The sequence below is a fragment of the Microbacterium songi genome, from assembly GCF_042747925.1.
Taxonomy (GTDB): Bacteria; Actinomycetota; Actinomycetes; order Actinomycetales; family Microbacteriaceae; genus Microbacterium.
This window is the reverse complement of record NZ_JBHZIE010000007.1, coordinates 95,558-117,666: the sequence shown is the minus strand read 5'-3', so window position 1 is coordinate 117,666 and position 22,109 is coordinate 95,558. Positions and strand designations below refer to the sequence as shown.

14 protein-coding genes are annotated in these 22,109 nt (G+C 70.3%); 11 read left to right on the top strand and 3 right to left on the bottom strand.

Annotated elements, in window-relative coordinates; genetic code table 11:
- Positions 1-8: 8 nt before the first annotated feature.
- Positions 9-1,181: an ROK family transcriptional regulator gene (locus ACFM35_RS10375; RefSeq protein WP_378841733.1), complete on the bottom strand. Its 1,173-nt coding sequence runs from the start codon at positions 1,179-1,181 to the stop codon at positions 9-11.
- 110 nt (positions 1,182-1,291) lie between these two features.
- A complete protein-coding gene (locus ACFM35_RS10370; RefSeq protein ID WP_378841675.1) occupies positions 1,292-5,578 on the bottom strand; it encodes an endo-1,4-beta-xylanase in 4,287 nt (1,428 codons plus the stop codon).
- Between the two features lie 292 nt (positions 5,579-5,870).
- Here ACFM35_RS10370 and ACFM35_RS10365 point away from each other — a divergent pair, with 292 nt between their 5' ends.
- From ACFM35_RS10365 to ACFM35_RS10315, 11 genes are all read left to right on the top strand, one after another.
- On the top strand, positions 5,871-7,148 hold the full coding sequence (locus ACFM35_RS10365; protein WP_378841732.1) for an endo-1,4-beta-xylanase: 1,278 nt from the start codon (positions 5,871-5,873) through the stop codon (positions 7,146-7,148).
- 35 nt (positions 7,149-7,183) lie between these two features.
- Positions 7,184-8,389, top strand: a complete 1,206-nt coding sequence (gene xylA / locus ACFM35_RS10360) for a xylose isomerase (RefSeq protein ID WP_378841673.1) — start codon at positions 7,184-7,186, stop codon at positions 8,387-8,389.
- Positions 8,390-8,495: 106 nt separating this feature from the next.
- Positions 8,496-9,797: a xylulokinase gene (xylB, locus tag ACFM35_RS10355; RefSeq protein ID WP_378841671.1), complete on the top strand. Its 1,302-nt coding sequence runs from the start codon at positions 8,496-8,498 to the stop codon at positions 9,795-9,797.
- 44 nt (positions 9,798-9,841) lie between these two features.
- On the top strand, positions 9,842-10,702 hold the full coding sequence (locus ACFM35_RS10350; RefSeq protein ID WP_378841669.1) for a transposase: 861 nt from the start codon (positions 9,842-9,844) through the stop codon (positions 10,700-10,702).
- Positions 10,699-11,961 carry an alpha/beta fold hydrolase gene (locus ACFM35_RS10345; RefSeq protein WP_378841667.1) on the top strand — a complete coding sequence of 421 codons (1,263 nt, stop codon included), beginning with the start codon at positions 10,699-10,701 and terminating at the stop codon, positions 11,959-11,961. Before ACFM35_RS10350 ends, ACFM35_RS10345 begins: the two co-directional genes overlap by 4 nt.
- Before the next feature lie 38 nt (positions 11,962-11,999).
- Positions 12,000-13,199: a cation:proton antiporter gene (locus tag ACFM35_RS10340; RefSeq protein WP_378841665.1), complete on the top strand. Its 1,200-nt coding sequence runs from the start codon at positions 12,000-12,002 to the stop codon at positions 13,197-13,199.
- Between the two features lie 31 nt (positions 13,200-13,230).
- The gene (locus ACFM35_RS10335) at positions 13,231-13,722 is read left to right on the top strand and encodes a glutaminase (protein ID WP_378841663.1); all 492 of its coding nucleotides are present in this window, start codon (positions 13,231-13,233) and stop codon (positions 13,720-13,722) included.
- A 117-nt stretch (positions 13,723-13,839) separates the two neighbouring features.
- A complete protein-coding gene (gene glgX / locus ACFM35_RS10330) occupies positions 13,840-16,056 on the top strand; it encodes a glycogen debranching protein GlgX (protein ID WP_378841661.1) in 2,217 nt (738 codons plus the stop codon).
- An 85-nt stretch (positions 16,057-16,141) separates the two neighbouring features.
- Complete coding sequence (treY, locus tag ACFM35_RS10325) at positions 16,142-18,520, top strand: malto-oligosyltrehalose synthase (protein WP_378841659.1); 2,379 nt, start codon at positions 16,142-16,144, stop codon at positions 18,518-18,520.
- Positions 18,521-18,588: 68 nt separating this feature from the next.
- Entirely contained in the window at positions 18,589-20,334 is a 1,746-nt protein-coding gene (treZ, locus tag ACFM35_RS10320) for a malto-oligosyltrehalose trehalohydrolase (RefSeq protein WP_378841657.1), read from the top strand.
- Positions 20,335-20,403: 69 nt separating this feature from the next.
- Positions 20,404-21,231: a tryptophan-rich sensory protein gene (locus tag ACFM35_RS10315; protein ID WP_378841655.1), complete on the top strand. Its 828-nt coding sequence runs from the start codon at positions 20,404-20,406 to the stop codon at positions 21,229-21,231.
- Positions 21,232-21,270: 39 nt separating this feature from the next.
- Here the strand turns inward: ACFM35_RS10315 and ACFM35_RS10310 are convergent, their stop codons facing one another.
- Complete coding sequence (locus ACFM35_RS10310) at positions 21,271-22,029, bottom strand: glutamine amidotransferase-related protein (protein WP_378841653.1); 759 nt, start codon at positions 22,027-22,029, stop codon at positions 21,271-21,273.
- Positions 22,030-22,109 lie beyond the last annotated feature (80 nt).

The following is a 22,109-nucleotide window of genomic DNA, read 5'->3' as shown; positions in this document are numbered from 1 at the left end:
GCGACGCCTCAGCGGACGGAGAGCCGGTGGCGGAGGCCGAGCGGATCGGCCAGCAGCTCGCCGAACGCCGCCTCCGCGGCGCCGATGAGCAGACGGTCCTCGGCCAGGACGGCGACGCGGATGTCGAGGCCCTCCATGCTCGCCGGCATCGCGAAATCGCTGACGGCGGCGGTGAGGCCGGGCAGATCGCGCTCGGCGATCGTCGCGAGGAACCCGCCGAGGACCACGACCGAAGGATTGAGCACGTTCACCGCATTGGCGAGGGCCGTGGCCAGGATGCCGCGCTGGCGCACGAGCTCCGCGGCCGCCGCCGGATCCTCGGTCGCGGAGAGCAGCGCGGCCAGCGTCGGCTCGTCGGCTGAGCCCACGCCCACGACGTCGAGCAGCCGGGCACGGCTCACCTCGTCCTCGAGGACGCCTCCCCGGGCGCGCCGGTCGGAGTCGGCGGCGATGCCGGGGCGGTTCTGTCCGAATTCGCCCGCGTAGCCACCGGCGCCGCCCACGGGCATCCCGTGGACGATCAGCCCTCCGCCGATGCCGCTCGCCCCGCCGTTGAGGTAGACGACGTCATCGATGCCGCGCGCGGCGCCGAACAGATGCTCAGCGAGGGCTCCGAGGCTGGCATCGTTGCCGACGGCCGTCGGCAGACCGGTGGCGGCGGCGACGAGATCGCGGACGGGTTCGTCGACCCAGTTCAAGTGCGGGGCGTTGCGGACGAGTCCGTCGGCGACGCGGACCAGCCCGGGGACGGCCAGGCCGATCGCCACGATGCGCGCGTCGGCGAGCGGTCCGGCACGCCACTGCGAGATCCGCTCCGCGACGAGCGCCGCGGTCTCGGCCGGGGTGATCAGGCGGTCGAGATCGATGCGTTCGCGGACCGGGATGCCCCGGTCCAGACCCACGGCCGCGATCGTGAGCGCGTCGACCTCGGGATTCACCGCGATCGCGAGGACGCGCGACGCGATCGACACGATCGGAGACGGTCGGCCGACCCGGCGGGACGGATCCGGAGCACGCTCCTCGACGAGACCTCCGCGGACGAGTTCGCCGACGAGGTCGGCGACGGTCGACCGATTGAGGCCGGTGAGTTCCGTGAGGGTGGCTCGCGACAGCGGGCCTTCGAGGTGCACGAGCCGGAGGATGCGGGCGAGATTGCGCTGGCGGACGCCCTCGGTGCTCATGCCGGACAGATCGCTCACGGAACTCACCATAGAAGATCGGCCGGGGTGAGCCCGTCGTCGGTCGCCCCGCACCGCGCGTTGCGGTGCGGGGCGACCGGCCCGAGCGAGGATCAGAACAGCTGCACGAGCAGCCCCACCCCGCTGGTCGAACCCGACGTCGTCGGGGTGCCACTGAACTCGGCGCGCACGATGTAGATGCCCGTCCGCAGACGCGGCAGCGTGACGCTCACCCTCCCGTCGGCACCCACGGCGACCGGCGCCCCCACCGCGGCCCCGTTGACCGTCACCTGCACGGTGCCGCCCTCCAGTGCTGCGGCCGACCTCACCACGATCGTGGCGGTGGTGCGCTGGTTCCCGATCGAGAGCACCCGTGAGAGCGACAGACTCGTGCGGGATGTCGCCAGGACGGCGACGGACTCCGACGCAGCGGTCCCCGAGTCGAGACCCGGAGCGGAGGCCGTGACCACCACCGAGATCGCTGAGCCCGCATCCGCCCTCTTCACCCGATAGGTCGCGGCGGTCGCCGAGGGGATGTCGACGCCGTCAGCCTGCCACTGGTAGGCGAAGGTGGCGCCCGCAGGCTCCCAGGTGCCGGCATCCGCTTGCAGTGTCCGTCCGACCTCGGGTGTCCCCGAGATCGACGGTACGACCGTGTTGACGACGGCGGTCGGCTCGGGGGCTTCGGCCGCGACGAGCTGTCCGACGCCCCACCGGGCGGTGGACTGGTAGCCGGCGCCGGTGGGGTCGGCCCAGTTGCGGATGCCGCTGCGCTGCCCGTTCGAGGCGTCGTTGACCTGGAAGTCCAGGCCGTGGAAGGTGCCCTCCCCGCCGTACTCGAGAAGGCTGATCGCCGCCTCGACGACGTATCCGCCGTCGACGAGTGTCGTCGCGCTCTGCACGCGGTTCCGCTGGAACGGCTCATCGCCGGTGCCGAAAGAGACGGCATTGGCCGCACTGATCCGGATCTGCGAGTCGTCGTAGCGGTACGAGCCGTTCTTCGCGTTCCCCGGATCGACGAAGATCTCGACCGAGTCCTGGATCCAGGGATCGGAACCGGTGACGTCGACGACCGGATCGGCGACCTCTGCCAGCACGTACAGCGTCTGATCCCGCCACAGCGTGCGGACCGTGGCCGTAGCGCCGCCCGTACCCTCGACCTGCTTCTCCGTGACGATGGACCCGGCCACGGACCACGCGGGGTCGACCGATCCGTCGATCGCCGGTGCATCGGCGGTGGCTGCCACCTCGAGGTAGGACACCGGCTCGAGCAGCGTGAGCGTACCGAGGGCTCCCGGGGTGTTCCATCCGCGCACGGTCGTGCCGTCGGTGACACGGACGTCCAGGTCGAGCGTGGCCCCCTGTGCGACGGCCGTGCTCAGCGGCAAGGTGGCGACCATGTCGTACCCTCCGTCGCGCTCGGCGACGACGGCATCCACGTCTCCTCCTCCGGTGCGGCCCGCGGTCACGGTGCTTCCGCCGTACTCGAACGCCACCCCGTCCGTCACCTCGGGGGTCGCGTCCTCGACGCGGACGTACGCGGTCAGGTGATCCGGGCTCCACCGCAGCTGGAACGAGGCCGATTCGTCGATCGTGTTGAGCGGCAGCTTCCGCCACTCGAGCGATGCGGGTGCATCGGCGTCGAGCGGCACGTCGCCCTGGAACACGTTGGCCGTGCGCGGACGGGCCGGCAGGTCGAGGTCGGCCGCACCGTAGTACGCCGGCTTGCCCTGCAGCGCGTCGTCGAACAGCAGCGGGGCGCCCGAGCCGGAGCGCCAGCTCCGGCCGTCCGTGAGACCCCAGACCGTGACCGAGAACAGGTCGTCGGCGTGCTCGCGGAAGGCCCGGAACGCGTCGCGGTAGTAGTAGGCCTGTTCGATCAGGCTCGCCGGGGTGACCGGGGTGCCCGTGGTGACGTCGAGCTCGGTGACGGCCTGCGTCACCGGGAGGTCCTCGAAGGCGACGATCGCGTCCTCGAGCGCGGTGACGGGGAAGGACAGGCTCACGTGGAACTGGTGACCGACGCCGTCGACCGGAACCCCGCGCGCCAGCATCCGCTCGACGAGTGCGTGCAGACGCGCCTGCTTGCCGGTCTGCTCCGTGTTGTAGTCGTTGATGATCAGCGTGATGGGCCGGTCGGAACCTTCTGCGGCGAACTCGCCGTTGAACGCGTCATCCGCGTACTGGAATGCGAGGTCGATGAACTCCTCGCCCAGGATCCGGTACCACTCGCTGCGGCGCAGCCCGTCTTCGTATTCGTTGCCGTCGGAGACGACCTCGTTGACGACGTCGAACGCGACGAGCGGGTTGGTGTCGCCGCCGAACTCCCCGTAGGTGTCGCTCAAGTGCTGCGCGACCGAGTAGATGTGCGTGCGCAGGCGGTCGCGCAGAATCTGCTGGTCCGCCTCACCGTCGGTCAACGGCTGACCGTCGTCGTCCTGGAAGAAGAACGCCGGTGTCTGGCTGTGCCAGGCGAGCGTGTGACCGTAGACCCGCAGATCGTTATCCTGCGCGTACGCCATGAGCGTGTCGGCCTCAGGGTTCGGCGTGAATTCACCCGCCGCGTCGTACCAGGCCTCGGGCTTCATGTAGTTCTCACTCGTCACCTGGTCGAAGTGGCGAAGGAGCAGATCGGATGCCGGACCCGTGGTCTCGCGGGAATCGATCGCGACACCGACGGGGAAGTCCGCCGTGTCCTTCAGAGGCAGAAGGTCTTCGACGGTGCCGGGGCCGGGGGTGGCCACGGTGATGTCGTCGAACAGCAGGTCGGACGTGTTCGTGCCGTTGTAGTTCGTCTCGAAGTACAGCAGGGCGCTCTCAGCGGGTCCCATGGTGAACGTGGCGGTCACCTCGCTCCACCCGCTGTTGGTCACACCGGTGAACTGGCCGATCGTCGAATAGCTCGTCGCGCCGTCGTTGGTGCGCGCCATGCTCAGCCACACGGCGTCCGTGGGCTGGCCGGGTGCGAAGCGCACCCACGCGGACAGGTCATAGGTCACTCCGGTCTCGAGGATGCCCGTCACATCACGGCCGATGCCGCTTCCCTGAGAGGTCCGCGCGGTGACCGCGGCGGCCTGCGCTCCCGCGTGGGCATCGGCGGTCGTGATCCCGACGCTCGGCGCGCCCGATCCGCTGTCCCGAGGTGCCCAGCCGTCCAGTCCGTCTTCGAAGTCGGTGCTGATCGCGGTGGTGCTCTCCGATGCCGGCGTGCCCACCGGAAGCGTGAACTCCCAGCCGGCGGCGAGCCGCTCCGAGACGACGGTCGTGACCGCCGCCAGCGTGCCGTTGCGGTCGCCGCCACCGTCATGGGTCAGGACGATCTCGCCCGGCTTGATGGCGGCGCGCAGGTTGGCGGTGAGGGTCGGGACGTCTTGCGTCGCCCAGTCGTTGATGGTGTTCACGACGGCGAGGGGCTGCATGCCGAGCGACACCGCGGCGGCCGGGGTCTGGCCCCAGCTGCCGTTCGGAGCACGGAAGAACGGCACCTGCGCGTTCGGATCGCCCAGTGCGGTGCGGATGATCTCGAGGTTCTGCGCCATCCGCTCGCGGGCAGCGGACTGCGAGAGCGAGCCCATGTCGTCGTAGGTGGTGGAGTGGTTGCACAGCGTGTGTCCCTCGGCGACGATGCGCTTGAGGATGTCTGCGCCGCCGGGAGCGGTGATGTTCTGACCGATCACGCAGAAGACCGCGCGGATGTCGTTGGCGGCGAGGTAGTCGAGCAGGGCCGGCGTGGTCCCGGGGTTCGGGCCGTCGTCGAACGTGAGCGCGGCGACGTCGCCCGTGCCCTGTGCGAGGCCGACGGGTGTGGGGACGGGGTTGACCGCTCCGCCGGGGACGACCTCGGCGCCCGGTGTGCCGCCGTCATCGGTGGTCACCTCGATGTCGTCGACCAGGTAGCTGTAGGGGCCGGTCAGATCGGCGGTGCCGATGTACACCTGCAGGGACGCGGCATCGGCGTCGGCCGGCACGGTGAACTCTCCGGTGACGGTGGTCCAGGCATCCGCCGTCATCGTGGTGTCGCCGATCCACGTGTAGGACGGCTTCATGACGAAACGCACGCCCGCCGTACCGACCGTGCCCTCGGCGAGCCGGGTGCGCATCGAGAAGCTGTACGACGAGCCGGGCGTGTAGATCCCCGCCGGGCTCTGCAGCCCCACGTAGTCGGCATCGCGGTCGGTGACGAGCAGGGCCTTGCCGCCCTCGATGTCCACGACGCTCAGGGTGCCCGGGCCGCCGCCGCTCGCTGTCCACGCGCCGGTCGTTCCATCCTCGAAGTCCACCGCGGATATCGGAATCGGATCGGCGGTGGCGGCGGAGGCCGGCAGCACCACCAGGGTCGCCGCCGCGAGGGCGGCGGTCGAGATGACGGTCAGAACACGACGAATCGAGTGGCGCATCATGGGGGCGCTCCTTTGCGCTGGGGTTTGTGGCTTGGGCCAACATATGAGCGCGCGATGAGGTCACGGGCCGACCGTTACCGGAAAGTTGCGAAAACTCTTCGAAAGTTCCGGCGAGATTCCGCGGGCGCGGGCGCCCCTACTGTCGACTCCGTTTTCGGTCGGCCATCGTCGTCCGCAGGCCTCGCCCGTGTGTGAAAGTGGGGGCCCCGACGACATGTGAGGATGCGACGCCGTGGCCGCTGCTGTTCCCCCGATCGATCCCTCCCTGAGGCATCGCATCGCCGACGTGACCATGAGGGTGCTCGACGATGCCGGTCAACCCCTGCCGGGTGCTTCGGTGACCGTCGCGCAGACACGCCACGCCTTCTCGTTCGGCAACATCGGATTCGATTTCCTCCCGCTTGCCGGCGGCGATCCCGATCACCACGCGCACGAGGACGTCGAGACGTTCGGCGGCGGGACCGGTCGACAGCTCGAGCGGCTCGAGCACCTCGAGGCGCTGTGGCTCGATCTGTACAACACGGCGACCCTCCCGTTCTACTGGGGTCGCTTCGAGCCCGAGCGGGGCAGACCCGACACCGCGCGATTGCGAGCCGCCGCGCAGCGCTTCGCCGACCGCGGTGTGACCGTCAAAGGTCACCCCCTCGTCTGGCACACCGTCACGGCGCCCTGGCTGCTCGATCTGCCGGTGGCCGAGGTGGAGCAGGCGCAGCGCGAGCGCATCCGCCGGGATGTCGGTGATTTCGCCGGCCTGATCGACACGTGGGACGCCATCAACGAGGCCGTCATCATGCCCGTCTTCGACAACGGCGACAACGGCATCACGCGGATGGCCCGCGAGCTCGGCCGTATTCCCACCGTGCGACTCGCGTTCGAGGAGGCGAGGCGGACCAATCCGGGCGCCACCCTTCTCATCAACGATTTCGACCTCGGTTCGGCCTACGAATGCCTCATCGAGGGTGTACTCGAGGCCGGTGTGCAGATCGATGCGATCGGACTGCAGACTCACATGCACCAGGGCTATCGCGGCGAGGATGCCGTCCTGGCCGTCGTCGATCGGTTCGCCCGGTTCGGCCTCCCGCTGCACATGACCGAGACCACCATCGTGTCGGGTCACATCATGCCGCCCGAGATCGAAGATCTCAACGACTATCAGATCGACGAGTGGCCCTCGACCCCCGAGGGTGAAGAGCGGCAAGCGGATGAGCTCGTCCGCCATTACCGTTCGCTCGTGTCGCATCCGTCGGTGCAGGCCGTCAACTACTGGGGGCTGAGTGACGACGGAGCGTGGCTCGGCGCACCGGTGGGGCTCGTCCGGGCGGACGGGACGGTCAAGCCCTCGTACACGGCGGTCCACGACCTCATCAAAGGCGAGTGGTGGATGCCGCCGACGACGCTGGTGGCGGATGCCGAGGGCGTCGTCCGCTTCCGCGGCTTCGCGGGCGAATACGAGGCGACCGCGCGAGGCGGGCGCACGGTCGTCCTATCGTTCCCGAACCCCGGTCCGACTCGGATCGACGTGCGTCTGCCGTCCTCCTCGGGGGTGGACGCGGCATCCGATCTGTTATAGGTTGTTAACCGCAACAATTCCCGCGAAGGAGCGACATGCCCACCCAGACTTCTGGCCCCACCCCCACCCATGACGACAAGTTCTCGTTCGGTCTCTGGACCGTCGGCTACAACGGCGCCGACCCGTTCGGCGGGCCGACCCGTCCGCCGCTGGACACCGTCCACGCCGTCGAGAAGCTCGCCGAACTCGGCGCCTACGGCCTCACCTTCCACGACGACGACCTGTTCGCGTTCAGCTCCACGGACGCCGAGCGTCAGACGCAGATCGACCGGCTCAAGGGTGCTCTGGCCGACACCGGTCTGATCGTGCCCATGGTCACCACCAACCTGTTCTCGGCTCCGGTGTTCAAGGACGGCGGCTTCACCTCCAACGACCGCGACGTCCGTCGCTTCGCGTTGCGCAAGGTCTTCCGTCAGCTCGACCTCGGCGCCGAGCTGGGCGCGAAGACGTTCGTCATGTGGGGCGGGCGCGAGGGCGCCGAGTACGACTCCGCGAAAGACATCCGTCAGGCGCTTGAGCGCTACCGTGAGGCCGTCAACCTGCTCGGCGACTACGTGACCGATAAGGGCTACGACATCCGCTTCGCCATCGAGCCCAAGCCCAACGAGCCCCGCGGCGACATCCTGCTGCCTACGCTCGGCCACGCGATCGCATTCATCGACTCGCTCGAGCGCCCCGAGCTCGTCGGCGTGAACCCGGAGACCGGTCACGAGCAGATGGCCGGCTTGAACTTCGCCGCGGGTATCGCGCAGGCGCTGTACCACGGCAAGCTCTTCCACATCGACCTCAACGGACAGCGCGGCATCAAGTACGACCAGGACCTGGTCTTCGGTCACGGCGACCTGCACAACGCGTTCGCCCTCGTCGATCTGCTCGAGAACGGCGGCCCGGGTGGGGTCCCCGCCTACGACGGGCCGCGTCACTTCGACTACAAGCCGTCGCGCACCGAAGACGAGAACGGTGTCTGGGACTCGGCGGCCGCCAACATGCGCACCTACCTCCTGCTCAAGGAGCGCGCCGCGGCCTTCCGCGCCGATCCGGAGGTGCAGGAAGCGCTCGCCGCCGCCAAGGTCGACGAGTTGTCGGTGCCCACGCTGAACGAGGGTGAGACGTACGACGACTTCCTCGCCGACCGCTCGGCGTACGAGGACTTCGACACGGACGCGTATTACGGCGGCAAGGGCTTCGGCTTCGTGCGGCTGCAGCAGCTGGCCACCGAGCACCTGCTCGGCGCCCGCTGACCCGTGCGGGGCCGCCGTCGCGGCGGCCCCGTATCCGTCTGGCTTGACGACGTGGGCCACCGTCGCCACGGAGCTTCGGCGAGAGAAGACGTGAGAAGAGAGACAGATGACATTCGCCATGGGAGTCGACTCGTCGACGCAGTCCTGCAAGGTCGTGATCACGGATGCCGCGACCGGCCGTGTCGTTCGTGAGGGGCGCGCCGCGCACCCCGACGGCACCGAGGTCGACCCCGCCGCCTGGTGGAGTGCCCTCCAGTCCGCGATCGCCGACGCCGGCGGTATGGACGACGTCACCGCCTGGGCGATCGGCGGACAGCAGCACGGCATGGTCGTGCTCGATGATCGCGGGCACGTCATCCGACCCGCTCTGCTGTGGAACGACACGCGCTCGGCCGGCGCGGCGGCGGACCTGATCGCGGAGTTCGGCGCGGAAGAGCTCGCGCGGCGCACGGGGCTCGTGCCCGTCGCCTCCTTCACGATCACGAAACTGCGCTGGTTGCGCGACGCCGAACCCGACAACGCCGCCCGCGCGGCGGCGGTGGCACTGCCCCACGACTGGCTGACCTGGCGGCTGCGCGGCTACGGCCCCGAGGGCGAGTCCGCACTCGGCCCGGTGCTCGGTGAGCTCGTCACCGATCGCTCGGATGCCTCGGGCACGGGGTACTTCACTCCGCAGGACGACGGCTACGACCGCGAGCTTCTGCGCGCGGCCCTCGGGCACGATGCCGTGCTGCCGCGTGTGCTCGGACCCCTCGACCATGTCCTCGACGCGGACGGCCGACGCGTCGGCGCGGGCGCGGGCGACAACGCCGGCGCCGCGCTCGGTCTCGGGGCCGGACCGGGAGACGTCGTCGTCTCGATCGGCACGAGCGGCACGGTGTTCGCCGTCAGCGCCGACCGCACGATCGATCCGACCGGTACCGTCGCGGGGTTCGCCGACGCCGACGGGCACTTCCTGCCGCTGGTGGCCACGCTCAACGCCGCCCGTGTTCTGGACGTGACGGCGCGACTCCTCGGCGTCGGCCATGGCGAGCTCAGCGAGCTGGCGCTGGCTGCGCCCGAGGGTGCCGGGGGCTTGACGCTCGTGCCCTACTTCGAAGGCGAGCGCACACCCAACCTGCCGGACGCCACGGCCTCGCTCTCGGGTATGACACTGGCCTCGACGACGCGTGAGAACCTCGCCCGTGCCGCGGTCGAAGGCATGCTCGGCGGTCTCGCCGCCGGACTCGAAGCGCTGCGCGGGCTCGGGGTGCCTCTCGAACGGGCGCTGCTCGTCGGCGGCGGTGCGCAGTCGGAGGCGGTGCGCCGTATCGCTCCGCTCGTCCTGGGTCTGCCGGTGGACGTGCCCGCTCCGGGGGAGTACGTCGCGCTCGGCGCGGCTCGTCAAGCCGCACGCATCGCCGGCTGAACCCGCCGCTCGCGCTCGCGCGCGCCGGGCGACAGAATGGCGTCATGGGCGATGCCGCGACCTCCGCCGAGAACGGCGCGTCGGTGGACGCTGCGGCCGCCGAGCTGTACGCGAGGGAGCCCGGGGAGTTCACGGCCGCCCGCAACACCCGCGCGGACGCCACGACCGATCGGGCGGCGGCCAAGGCCATCCGGGCGCTCCGGAAGCCGACGGTGGCGGCGTGGGCGGTCAACCTGCTCGCTCAGGGTCAGCGGCTGGGCGACGCCCTCGAGCTCGCGGCCGAGCTGCGCGAGGCGCAGGAAGACCTGGACGCAGCCGAGCTCAGTCGACTGGGGCGGCAGCGGCGAGCGTTGGTCGCGGCCCTCGCCGCCGACGCGGTCGGGCTCGCCCGCGCGCGAGGAGTGGCCGTCAGTCAGAGTGCTCGCGACGAGATCGAGAACACGCTGAACGCCGCGATGACGGATGCCGCGGCCGCCGCCGCGGTCGGCTCCGGCCGTCTCGTGCGGACGCTCCGCGCTTCGGGCCTCGAGGAGGTCGATCTCGAGGGCGCCGTCGCGGGATCGGCCCCCGCGTCCGCAGCTCAGCCCCGCACCCGCGACGACCTGGCGGAGCGCCGCGCACGCAAGGAGGCCGAGCGCGTACTGCGCGAAGCGGAGCGGGCGCTCGCCGACGCGGACCGGGACGTCGCCAGGACCGCGGCTCGCGAGGCCAAGGCGCGGGAGCGCGCCGGCCATCTGCAGGAGCGCATCGACGACGTGCAGGCGCAGCTCGACGCGCTGCGCGCGGATGCCTCGACCGCAGCATCCGATCTCGACGAGCGTACGGCGGAGCACCAGACGGCCCGGTCGCTCGCCGATGACGCCCGTGCCGCGCGTGACGCCGCCCGGGCCGGAGTGCCGTCGTGACCGACCCCGGCCCGCCGGACCGCGCCGATCCCGACACCGCCGTGCCGCCCGCCTCCGCCCCCCGGAAGGCTCGCCGTGCCCATCGCCTCATCGTCGGATTCTTCGCTGCAGTGCTCGCCGTCGCGATCGTCGTCATCACGGCCGAGGAGATCCGCGTCGCGGGCGACGCCGCCGAGCGACCCGGCGTCGCGGCCTTCTATGCGCAGCCCTCGCCCGCACCCGCCGGCGCCCCCGGCGACATCCTCAAATCGGAGGAGCTCCTCGGCGCCCCCGCGGGCGCACGCGCGTGGCGCCTCATGTACCACTCCCGCGACCTGAATGACGCGGACGTGATCGTGACGGGCATCCTCGTGGTGCCGCTCACGCCGCCCCCCGCCGGCGGGCGCACGATCGTCTCGTGGGGACATCCGACCACGGGCTCCGCGACCGACTGCGCGCCGTCGTCCGGATTCGACCCCTTCTTCCTCATCGAGGGACTCCGCGCGCTCCTGGACCGGGGGTACGCCGTCGTCGGCACGGATTATCTGGGTATGGGGACGCCCGGTGCCAACTCCTACCTGATCGGCGAGACCGCGGGCAACAACGTGCTCGACGCCGTCCGGGCCGCCCAGCACATCCCGGCTGTGAACGCGAGCGACCGCGTCGTGCTGTGGGGGCATTCCCAAGGCGGGCAGGCGGTGCTGTTCGCGGCGGAGCGGGCGGCGACCTACGCGCCGGAGCTGAAGATCCAGGCGGTCGCGGCCGCGGCACCGGCGGCCGACCTCACGTCGCTGATGGCTGCGCACCTCGACGACATCTCCGGCGTGACGATCGGGTCCTATGCCTTCGCGGCGTACGCGGGCGTTTACGGACCGTCCGTCGCGGGCGCCGACCTCGCGGACATCCTCACCCCCGCGGCGGTGGCCCTCATCCCGCAGATGACGTCACTCTGCCTGCTGTCGAACATCACCGAGCTGCATAGGATCGGCGAACCGCTGGTGGGCGCATTCACCTCCCGCGATCCGACGAAGACCGAGCCGTGGGCGGGGCTGTTCGCCGAGAATTCGGCGGGGCAGACCGGGTTCGACGCGCCCCTGTTCCTCGCGCAGGGCCTGGATGACACCCTCGTCGTCCCCGCCGACACCCAGGCCTTCGCGCAGCACGAAGCTTCCCTCGGCATCGACGTCACGTACGAGCCGATCTCGTCCGCCACGCACGGCACGGTGGCCTACCTGGCCGTGCCGGCACTCATGGAGTTCCTCGACGCCAAGGTGCGCTGACCCGACGGCGGCGGCCCCGCTGTCGCTACTGTGAACGCGTGGACCTCGACGGCAGCACACTCTTCATCATCCCGCTGGTCGCTGTACTCGCACCGCTGCTCTCGCGCGGGATCGCACGGTGGCTGCCGGTGCCCATCGTGGTGTTCGAGCTGCTGCTCGGCATCCTGGTCGGCCCGAGCGTCCTCAACTGGGCGCAGGCCTCCGACTTCGCCGCCGCCCTGTCGCAATTCGGTCTCGCGCTGCTGTTCTTCGTCGCCGGCACCGAGATCCAGTTCTCGTCGCTGGCCGGGCGATCCGGTCGGCGGTCGGTGCTCGGCTGGGTGATCAGCATCGCGGTCGGATGCGTGCTCGGCTGGCTCATCGCGCCGGGCGAGCCCGCCATCATCATCGGCATCGCCCTGTCGTCGACGGCACTCGGCACGCTGCTGCCGATCCTGCGGGACGCCCGCGAGCTCGGCACGCCCTTCGGTCACGCCGTGAGCGCGGTCGGCGCCGTGGGCGAATTCGGACCCCTGATCGCCATCTCGATCTTCCTCGGCAGCCGCGAGCCCGGACTGTCGACGATCGTCCTCGCGCTCTTCGCGTTGATCGCCGCCCTGGCGATCTGGTGGGCCATGCGCGCGCCGCAGGGCCGATTCCACTCCTTCGTGAACGCGACGCTGCACACCTCGGGGCAGTTCGCGATGAGGGTCGTGCTGCTCATCCTCGCCACCCTCGTCGTGATCAGCGTCGTCCTCGACATCGACTTCCTCCTCGGGGCGTTCACCGCCGGCATCGTCTGGCGACTCATCATGCGCGAGGCGAAGGAGGCCGACCGCGAGGCGGTGGAGAGCAAGATCGAGGCGATCGCGTTCGGCTTCCTCGTGCCGGTGTTCTTCGTCTACACCGGGGTGACCTTCGACCTCACCTCTTTCTTCGAGCAGCCCCTGCTGCTCGTCGGCGTGGCGGCGGCGCTGCTCGCGCTGCTCGTCGTCCGCGGTCTCCCCTCGATGCTCGCCGCGCCCGCGGGGGCGAGTGCGAAGGAACGCTGGTCGGTCATGCTGATGGGGGCGACGGGCCTTCCGATCATCGTCGCCGTGACCTCGGTCGCGGTCGCCGACGGTGTGCTGTCGACCGGCTTCGCCTCGGTGCTCGTGGGAGCCGGGATGCTGTCGGTGCTCGTCTTCCCGCTCGTGGCGATGGGGCTGCGCGGCGAGCGCGCGAGCGTGCGCACCGCGGTCGCCGAGGGGCCGGCGTGATCACGAGCGTGCGCGCAGCGGCCGGCCGACCGTGACCGACCTGCACGGGCTCTTCTCCCGGGCGCGCGAACGTCTCGAGGGGGCGCCGCAGGAGGCGCTCGGCGAACTGCTGACGGGTCGGCGCTTCCTCAGCATCGCCCGCGCCGACCGCATCAAGCCCTACGGCGAGGCCTGGCATCTCGGCGTGCTGCTGCTCACCGCCGACGAGGTGCTGGCGACCGGCGAGATCGTGCGCGCGCGCACCGAGGCCCCGCGCGGCTACACGGCGGAGTCGCAGCGGGCGAGGTCTGCGCTCGCCGCCGCGGCCGCACGCGGAGGCTTCCCCGATGGACGGGCGGTGCACGTCGGGTGGCGCCGGCTCGACCTCGACGCGATCGCACGGGGCGCGGCATCCGTCCCCCTCAGTGTCGTGGACGGCGAGCCCCTCGTGCAGTGGAGCGGCTCGGCGATGCGCGCTCCGCTCGCCGGTTACCTCGACGAACGGGTCGAGCTGCTGCTGCGCCCGCCCTTGGGTGCGAACTGACCCTCTGTCAAGACCCGGGACCCTTTCCGCGCCATCGACCATGCTCGAACGGGCCCTCCGCCGGGCAGCGTGACCACGCTCGACTAAGGTGGGGAGGTTGAAAGAGGGGATCGAGACATGCAGTCATGGCCAGGATCGAGCTATCCGCTGGGGGCGACGTTCGACGGGAACGGCACGAACTTCGCGATCTTCAGCGAGGGGGCTGAGCGCGTCGAGCTCTGCCTGTTCGGCGACCGCGGGAAGGAGACCCGCGTCCCGCTGCTCGAAGTCGATGCCTTCGTCTGGCACGTCTACCTGCCGACGATCGGACCCGGCCAGCGCTACGGCTACCGCGTGTACGGCGACTACGACCCGGCGAGCGGCAATCGCTACAACCCGAACAAACTGCTCCTGGACCCGTACGCGAAGGCGGTCGACGGGCAGGTCAACTGGAACCAGTCGGTCTTCTCGTACAACTTCGGCGACCCGGATTCCCGCAACGATCTGGATTCCGCCGCCTCGATGATGAAGGGGGTCGTCATCAACCCCTTCTTCGACTGGGCCGGTGACCGTCAGCCGAAGACGCCGTACTCCGAGTCGTTCATCTACGAAGCCCACGTGAAGGGCCTCACCGAACTGCACCCCGACGTTCCCGAAGAGCTGCGCGGCACGTACGGCGGCATCGCCCACCCGGCGATCATCGAGCACCTGAAGAAGCTCGGCGTGACGGCAATCGAGCTCATGCCGGTGCACCAGTTCGTCAACGATTCGACCCTTCAGGAAAAGGGACTGTCGAACTATTGGGGCTACAACACGATCGCCTTCCTCGCGCCCCAGAACTCCTACGCGGCCACAGGCCAGCGCGGTCAGCAGGTGCAGGAGTTCAAGGGGATGGTCCGCGCCCTGCACGCCGCGGGCATCGAGGTCATCCTCGACGTGGTGTACAACCACACCGCCGAGGGCAACCACATGGGCCCGACGCTCTCGATGCGCGGCATCGACAACGCGGCCTACTACCGACTCGAGGACAACGACAAGCGGTATTACACCGACTACACCGGCACCGGCAACAGCATGAACGTCGGCAACCCGCACACGCTGCAACTCATCATGGACTCGCTGCGGTACTGGGTGCTCGAGATGCACGTCGACGGCTTCCGATTCGACCTCGCCTCCACGCTGGCTCGGGAGTTCTACGACGTCGACCGGCTGTCGACCTTCTTCGAGCTCGTGCAGCAGGACCCGGTGGTCTCGCAGGTCAAGCTCATCGCCGAGCCGTGGGACATCGGCCCCGGCGGCTACCAGGTGGGCAACTTCCCCCCGCAGTGGACCGAGTGGAACGGCAAGTACCGTGACACGGTCCGCGACTTCTGGCGCGGTGAGCCCGCCACCCTCGGCGAGTTCGCGTCGCGCATCACCGGCTCGGCAGACCTGTACGCCAACTCGGGTCGTCGACCGGTGGCATCCATCAACTTCGTCACCGCCCACGACGGCTTCACGATCCGCGACCTCGTCAGCTACAACGAGAAGCACAACGACGCCAACGGTGAGAACAACAACGACGGCGAATCGCACAACCGCTCGTACAACTTCGGGGTGGAGGGTCCGACCGACGACCCCGAGGTGCTCACGATGCGCGCGCGCCAGCAGCGCAACTTCATCGCGACGATGCTGCTCTCCCAGGGTGTGCCGATGCTGCTGCACGGCGACGAACTCGGGCGCACGCAGCAGGGCAACAACAACGGCTACGCGCAGGACAACGAGCTGACGTGGGTGCACTGGGATCAGATGGATCACCCGCTGGTCGAGTTCACCGCGGCCCTCGCCAAGCTGCGGCGCGAGCATCCGACCTTCCGTCGTCGGCGGTTCTTCGACGGGCGTCCGGTGCGCCGCGAAGAGGGCGAGCGCGTGCCCGACATCGTGTGGCTGCGGCCCGACGGCACGCAGATGCAGCCCGAGGACTGGGACTCCGGCTTCGGCCGCGCGATCGGCGTGTTCCTGAACGGCGACGGCATCCGCGAGCGTGATCGCCGCGGTCAGCCGATCGACGACCTGCACTTCATCATCATGTTCAACGCGAGCGACGACGAGATCGACTTCACGATCCCCGCCGTCGAGTTCAGCCCCAACTGGGACGTCCTCGTGGACACGGCCGGCGCGCAGTCCGACACCGGTCCGATCCCTCCGGGGGCGACCGTGAAGGTGTCCGCGAAGTCGACGATGGTGCTCGCCGAGCACTCCGAGCCCGAGGTCGAGGCGGACCACTCCGTCGCGGCGTCGCTCGCCGCCGTGATGACGGGCTCGATCGACCTGGTGCCCGGCGCCTCGCCGACCCCGGAGATGCGCACGTCGTAGCCCGTGAGTGCCCGCGCGGTCACCCATCGGTCCGGCGCGGGCACTCTGCACTCCATAGGCGGGTCACCCCGCGAGAGGACGCCCCATGTCTGAGCACCCGTCATCGACCTACCGCCTGCAGATCCGACAGGCCTTCGATCTGGATGCGGCGGCCGCCGTCACGGACTACCTGCGCGACCTCGGGGTGGGGTGGGCGTACCTGTCGCCCCTGCTCACGGCAGCGACCGGGTCGGACCACGGCTACGACGTCGTCGATCCCACCCGGGTCGACCCGGCCAGGGGCGGAGCGGACGGCCTCGACCGTTTCGCGGTGTCCGCGCGGGCCGCGGGCCTGGGCATCCTGATCGACATCGTGCCGAACCACATGGGCATCGCGGATCCGCGGGAGAACCACTGGTGGTGGGACCTCCTCACGCACGGGCGCGACTCGAGCTACGCCGAGGCGTTCGACATCGACTGGGACTACGGCCACGACCGCGTGCGGGTCCCTGTCCTCGGCTCCCCGCTCGACGAAGCGATCGCCGACATCGAGATCCGGACGGATGCCTCGCGCCGCGCGCCCTTCGGCACGCTGCGCTACTTCGACCACGTGCTGCCGCTGGCGCCGGGGTCGGTGCCGGCGGGCGCCGACCTGCGCGACGCCGCGACGGTGCGCTCGATCGCGGACGCACAGCACTACGAGCTGAGCTTCTGGCGCGACGAGGCGACCGCGCTCAATCACCGCCGCTTCTTCACCGTGACCACCCTCGCGGGGGTGCGCGTCGAGGTGCCCTGGGTGTTCGACGAGACACACGCCGAGGTCGTCCGGTGGATCCGCGAGGGCCTCGCGGACGGTCTGCGGATCGACCACCCCGACGGCCTGCGCGACCCCGGGGCCTACCTCGAGCGGCTCGCGGCGGCGACCGACGGCACCTACGTCGTGGTCGAGAAGATCCTCGAGCCCGACGTGCAGGGTGAGCCCGAAGCGCTCGCCGCGTGGTGGGAGACCGACGGCACGACCGGGTACGACGCCCTCGGCGAGGGGGAACGCGTGCTCATCGACGCGAGCGGCGAGGATCTGCTGGACGCGCTGGATGCGCGGCTCCGGGCGGGCACGGACCTGCCCGAGCCGCAGAGCTGGCACGAGCTGATCCACGACACGAAGCGCGACGTGGCAGACACCACCCAGGCCGCCGAAGTGGGCCGACTCGTCCGTACCCTGCCCGCATCGATCGACCTCCCGCCCGAGCGGGCGCGCGATGCCCTCGCCGAACTGCTGGCCTGCTTCCCGACCTACCGTTCCTACCTCCCGGCCGGACGCAGGTGGCTCGCGCAGGCGGCGGCCGCGGCATCCGCTCACCGTCCTGATCTGACCGATGCGATCGACGCACTCGTTCCGGTGCTCGCCGACCCGTCCGAGGAGGTCGCGCAGCGCTTCCAGCAGACGGCGGGACCGGTGATGGCCAAGGGCGTGGAGGACCGCGCGTTCTACCGCTACACGCGGTTGGGCTCTCTCACCGAGGTGGGGGGAGACCCGGGGCTCTTCTCGTCGACGGTCGACGAGTACCACCGTGCGCAGGCGACGCGGCAGTCGGGGTGGCCGCGCGCGATGACGACACTGTCGACGCACGACACGAAGCGGGGCGAAGACGTCCGCGCGCGCCTCGACGTGCTCGCGGAGGTCCCGCAGCGCTGGGCCGATGTGCTCGACGCCTCCCGCGCGATCGCGTCGACGGGTCACGGTCCGTTCGACAACCTGCTCTATCAGGCGATCGTCGGCTCGTGGCCCGCATCGCGCGAGCGGCTGCACGACTATGCCGAGAAGGCCGCCCGCGAAGCAGCCGAGCGGACGAACTGGTTCGACCCCGACGCCGCATTCGAAGACGGTATGCACGCGCTGGTCGACGCGGTGTTCGACGACGCCGATCTCGCGGCACTCCTGCGCGGCTTCGTCGCCGAGATCTCGGCGCCCGGCTGGTCGAATTCGCTCTCCCTCAAGCTGCTGCAGCTCGCGGGCCCCGGCGTCCCCGACGTCTACCAGGGCAGCGAGCTCTGGGAGACGTCGCTCGTCGACCCCGACAACCGCCGCGCCGTCGACTACGAGGAGCGACGTCGGCTGCTCGCCGAGCTCGACGGGGGCCTCGTGCCGCCCGTGGACGAGACCGGTGCGGCGAAGCTCCTGGTCGTCTCCCGCGCCCTGCGGCTGCGTCGCGACCGCCCCGAGCTCTTCGCGCGATACACCCCGATGACGGTGGTGGGTCCGGCTGCGGATCACGCGATCGCCTATGACCGGGGCGGGGCCCTCGTCGTCGCGACCCGGCTGCCGGTCGGGCTGGAGGCCCGCGGAGGATGGGGTGACACCGCCCTCCTGCGGCACGCAGGTGCGGTGACGGATGCTTTCACCGGGCGCCGCTTCGACGGTTCGACGCTGCGGCTGTCGGAGGTGCTGTCGGTGTACCCCGTGGCGCTGCTGGTGGCGGAGTGAGCGGCGCCCCGGTCTCGACCCGCATTTCGCCGAGCGGTCGTACGCATGAGTGATGGAGAGGGAAGACGATGAGCGTGGATGTGTGGGCACCCCGGGCCGAACGGGTCCGGCTGCGCCGGCCCGACCAGGACGACCTCGAGCTGACGGCCGTCGACGGCGGTTGGTGGAGCGCCGAGGTCGCGCTCGCCGACGGCGATGAGTACGGGTTCGTGCTGGGCGACGGCGACGAGCTTCGGCCCGACCCGCGCTCGCGCCGCCAGCCGTGGGGAGTGCACGGGGCATCCGCGGTGTTCGATCCGTCGGTCTTCGCGTGGACCGACCGCGAGTGGACGGGGCGCCACCTCGCGGGCGCCCTCATCTACGAGCTGCACCTCGGCACGTTCACGCCGGGCGGCACGCTCGACTCGGCGATCGAGCGCCTCGACCACGTCGCCGATCTGGGTGTGACCCATGTCGAGCTGCTGCCGGTGAACGGCTTCAACGGCGTCTGGAACTGGGGCTACGACGGCGTGCTCTGGTACACCGTCCACGAGGCTTACGGCGGACCCGCGGCGTACCAGCGGTTCGTCGACGCCGCCCACGCGCGGGGTCTCGCGGTGATCCAGGACGTCGTCTACAACCACCTCGGACCGAGCGGCAACTACCTGCCGGAGTTCGGCCCCTACCTGCGCGAGGGCACCCGCAACTCGTGGGGCGACTCCGTGAACCTCGATGAGCCGGTCGTACGCGACTACATCGTGCAGAACGCGCTGATGTGGATGCGGGACTACCACGTCGACGGCCTGAGACTGGACGCCGTCCACGCTCTGCACGACACGAGCGACGTGCACATCCTGCAGGAGCTGGCCGAGGCATCCGACGCGCTCGCCGCACACCTGGGGCGGCCGCTGACTCTGATCGCCGAGTCCGACCTCAACGACCCGAAGCTCATCATGCCGCGCGAGGCCGGAGGCTACGGTCTCGCAGGTCAGTGGAGCGACGACTACCACCACGCGGTGCACGTCGCGGTGACCGGCGAGACGGCCGGCTACTACGAGGACTTCGCGGCCCTCGAGGCGCTTCCCAAGGTGTGGACCGACGGGTTCTTCCACAACGGCACGTACTCGTCGTTCCGCGGCAGCGATCATGGATTCCCCATCCCCGCGACGGTGCCGACCTCCCGGCTGGTCACCTTTGCGCAGGACCACGACCAGATCGGCAACCGCGCCGCCGGCGACCGGCTCAGTCAGCATCTGTCGTACCGGCGCCTCGCCGTGACCGCGGTGCTCACGCTGCTTTCTCCGTACACCCCGATGCTGTTCATGGGTGAGGAGTGGGGCGCGTCGACGCCCTGGCAGTTCTTCACGTCGCACCCCGAACCCGAGCTCGGCGACGCGGTCTCCCACGGGCGTCTCGAGGAGTTCACGAAGATGGGGTGGGATGAGTCGCTCGTTCCCAACCCGCAGGATCCGCAGACCTTCGAGCGCTCCAAGCTGGACTGGAGCGAGGTCGAGCAGGATGATCACGCGCGCCTCCTGCAGCTCTACCGCGACCTCGGAGCGCTGCGACGGCGCTGGCCGTCGCTGACCGACCCGGCTTTCGCCACTCTGGCCGCGGCGAGCGGCTCCCAGGAGTCGAGCGACCCCGCCGACCGCGCGTTCGCTTTCGCACACGGCGAGCTGTCGGTGCTGGTGAACCTGACCACGGAGCCGGTCGCGTGGGATGTCTCGGCGGACCGCGGCATCCTGCTGACGACGGATGCCGCGGCCGAGGTCGACGACGGGGAAGTGGTGGTGCCGTCCGAGTCGGCCGTGGTCGTGGGTCCGCTCGAGTGAGCGCCGTTTCCGCAGCCGGGCATGTCAAGCCCCGATGCGCACGCCTCCGATCCGCTTAGTCTCGATCACATGGCACACTCGTCGCGCGCTTCCCAGACTCCGGTCGGCCTCGATCTCGTCCGCCAGATCGTCGTGATCTCGGCGGTGTCGTTCATGCTGATCGGCGCGATGGTCGGCATCGGCCTGTTCGGTGGCTCGGCCGTGCAGGACCTGCAGAACGGTGCCCTCGACGCGGATGCCTCCTATCTGGCGCCCGCCCGCCAGGCGTTCTCGATCTGGTCCGTCATCTACGTCGGGCTGATCATCTACACGATCTGGCAGGCGCTGCCCCAGCAGCGCGCGAACCCGCGTCAGCGCGAGCTCGGCTGGCTGATCGCCCTGACCGCGGTGCTCAACGGGCTCTGGCTCGTCGTCGCGCAGTTCGCGACCCTGCCGCTGACGGTCCTCGCGATCGTCGCCCTGCTGATCGCCCTGGGGTTCACGTTCCACCGTGCGGTCGTCACGCGGGTTCCCGACGACGGCCTGGTCGACGCGATCCTCATCGACGGCGTGACCGGACTGCACCTCGGGTGGGTCACTCTCGCGACGGTGGCCAACACGGCCGCGTGGCTGACGGTGAGCGTGCCCGCCGAGTGGGCGGATGCCGCGACCCCCATCGGCATCGCCGTGCTCGTCGTCGTCGCCGTCATCGGGATCGCGATCGCGTGGATCAGCGGCTGGCGCATCGCGCCCGGCCTCGCCCTCGCGTGGGGACTGACGTGGCTGGCGGTCGGTCGGCTGACGGGGGAGCCGCACAGCACGGGGATCGGCGTGACCGCCGTCATCGTCGCCGTGGCCGTCCTCGTGCCGGCGCTCCTGGTCGCCGGGCTGCGGATGCTCCGCCCGCAAGGGGACTGACACCACCCCGCACGGATCGGTGCGAGGATCGCGCCGTCGTCAGGCGGCGTCGGCGGGGCCGAACGACCGCGCGAAGGCACGCAGCATCCGCGCCGGCTCGGTGACGGATGACGCGAGCACACGACCGGCGACGGCCTTGTAGTCGTTCGCCGCGAAGTAGCCGTCGTCTCGGTAGACGGCCATCCGCTCGGTGAAGGCCTTCGTCGTCGGCTCGGGGTGGAACTGCGTGGCGTAGAGGCGCTCGCCGACCCGGTAGGCCTGCACGGGGCACGCGTCGTTGACGGCCAGCAGCTCGGCACCGGGGGGGACCTCGGCCGAACCCTCTTTGTGCGCGGTCAGGGCGGCGAACTGCGACGCGAGCCCGCCGAGGAGGTCGTCTCCCTGGCCGGCCGGCGTGAGGGTCACGGTCGTGGGCCCGGTGTCCTCCGGGTATCCGCGAGAGACCGTGCCCCCCAGCATCCTCGTCACGACGCCGATCCCGTAGCAGGTGAAGATCGCGGCGACCGGCGGAGCCGACCCGTCCAGCACGCGATCGGCGATACGGGCGAGATCGCCCTCGAGCCGCCGCTGCACGTCGTGCTTGCTCGTCTCGGGATCGGTCACGTTGAAAGGGCTGCCCCCGACCAGGAACCCGCTGTACTTCTCGAACGCGTCCGCGGGCAGCGCCTCCGCCACGAGGTCGTGCTGATGCAGGCGCGTTTCGTCGAGCCGCGTCGCGCGCCGGAAGGACTCGTACTCGGCGGCCGCGGCCCCCTTCTGGGGACGCACGCAGACGTAGAGCAGGGGCGCGGTCGTCATGCAGGGAGTCTATGGCGGCGGCGCCCGCGGACGAACGCGATGACGGATGTATCACCGATTGCCCTATCGCACTCCCTGTC

Coding starts and splice junctions, on each gene's coding strand:
- ACFM35_RS10375 (WP_378841733.1), bottom strand. CDS start 1,181: ATGAGCACCGAGGGCGTCCGCCAGCGCAATCTCGCCCGCATCCTCCGG.
- ACFM35_RS10370 (WP_378841675.1), bottom strand. CDS start 5,578: ATGATGCGCCACTCGATTCGTCGTGTTCTGACCGTCATCTCGACCGCC.
- ACFM35_RS10365 (WP_378841732.1), top strand. CDS start 5,871: ATGAGGGTGCTCGACGATGCCGGTCAACCCCTGCCGGGTGCTTCGGTG.
- xylA (WP_378841673.1), top strand. CDS start 7,184: ATGCCCACCCAGACTTCTGGCCCCACCCCCACCCATGACGACAAGTTC.
- xylB (WP_378841671.1), top strand. CDS start 8,496: ATGACATTCGCCATGGGAGTCGACTCGTCGACGCAGTCCTGCAAGGTC.
- ACFM35_RS10350 (WP_378841669.1), top strand. CDS start 9,842: ATGGGCGATGCCGCGACCTCCGCCGAGAACGGCGCGTCGGTGGACGCT.
- glgX (WP_378841661.1), top strand. CDS start 13,840: ATGCAGTCATGGCCAGGATCGAGCTATCCGCTGGGGGCGACGTTCGAC.
- treY (WP_378841659.1), top strand. CDS start 16,142: ATGTCTGAGCACCCGTCATCGACCTACCGCCTGCAGATCCGACAGGCC.
- treZ (WP_378841657.1), top strand. CDS start 18,589: ATGAGCGTGGATGTGTGGGCACCCCGGGCCGAACGGGTCCGGCTGCGC.
- ACFM35_RS10315 (WP_378841655.1), top strand. CDS start 20,404: ATGGCACACTCGTCGCGCGCTTCCCAGACTCCGGTCGGCCTCGATCTC.
- ACFM35_RS10310 (WP_378841653.1), bottom strand. CDS start 22,029: ATGACGACCGCGCCCCTGCTCTACGTCTGCGTGCGTCCCCAGAAGGGG.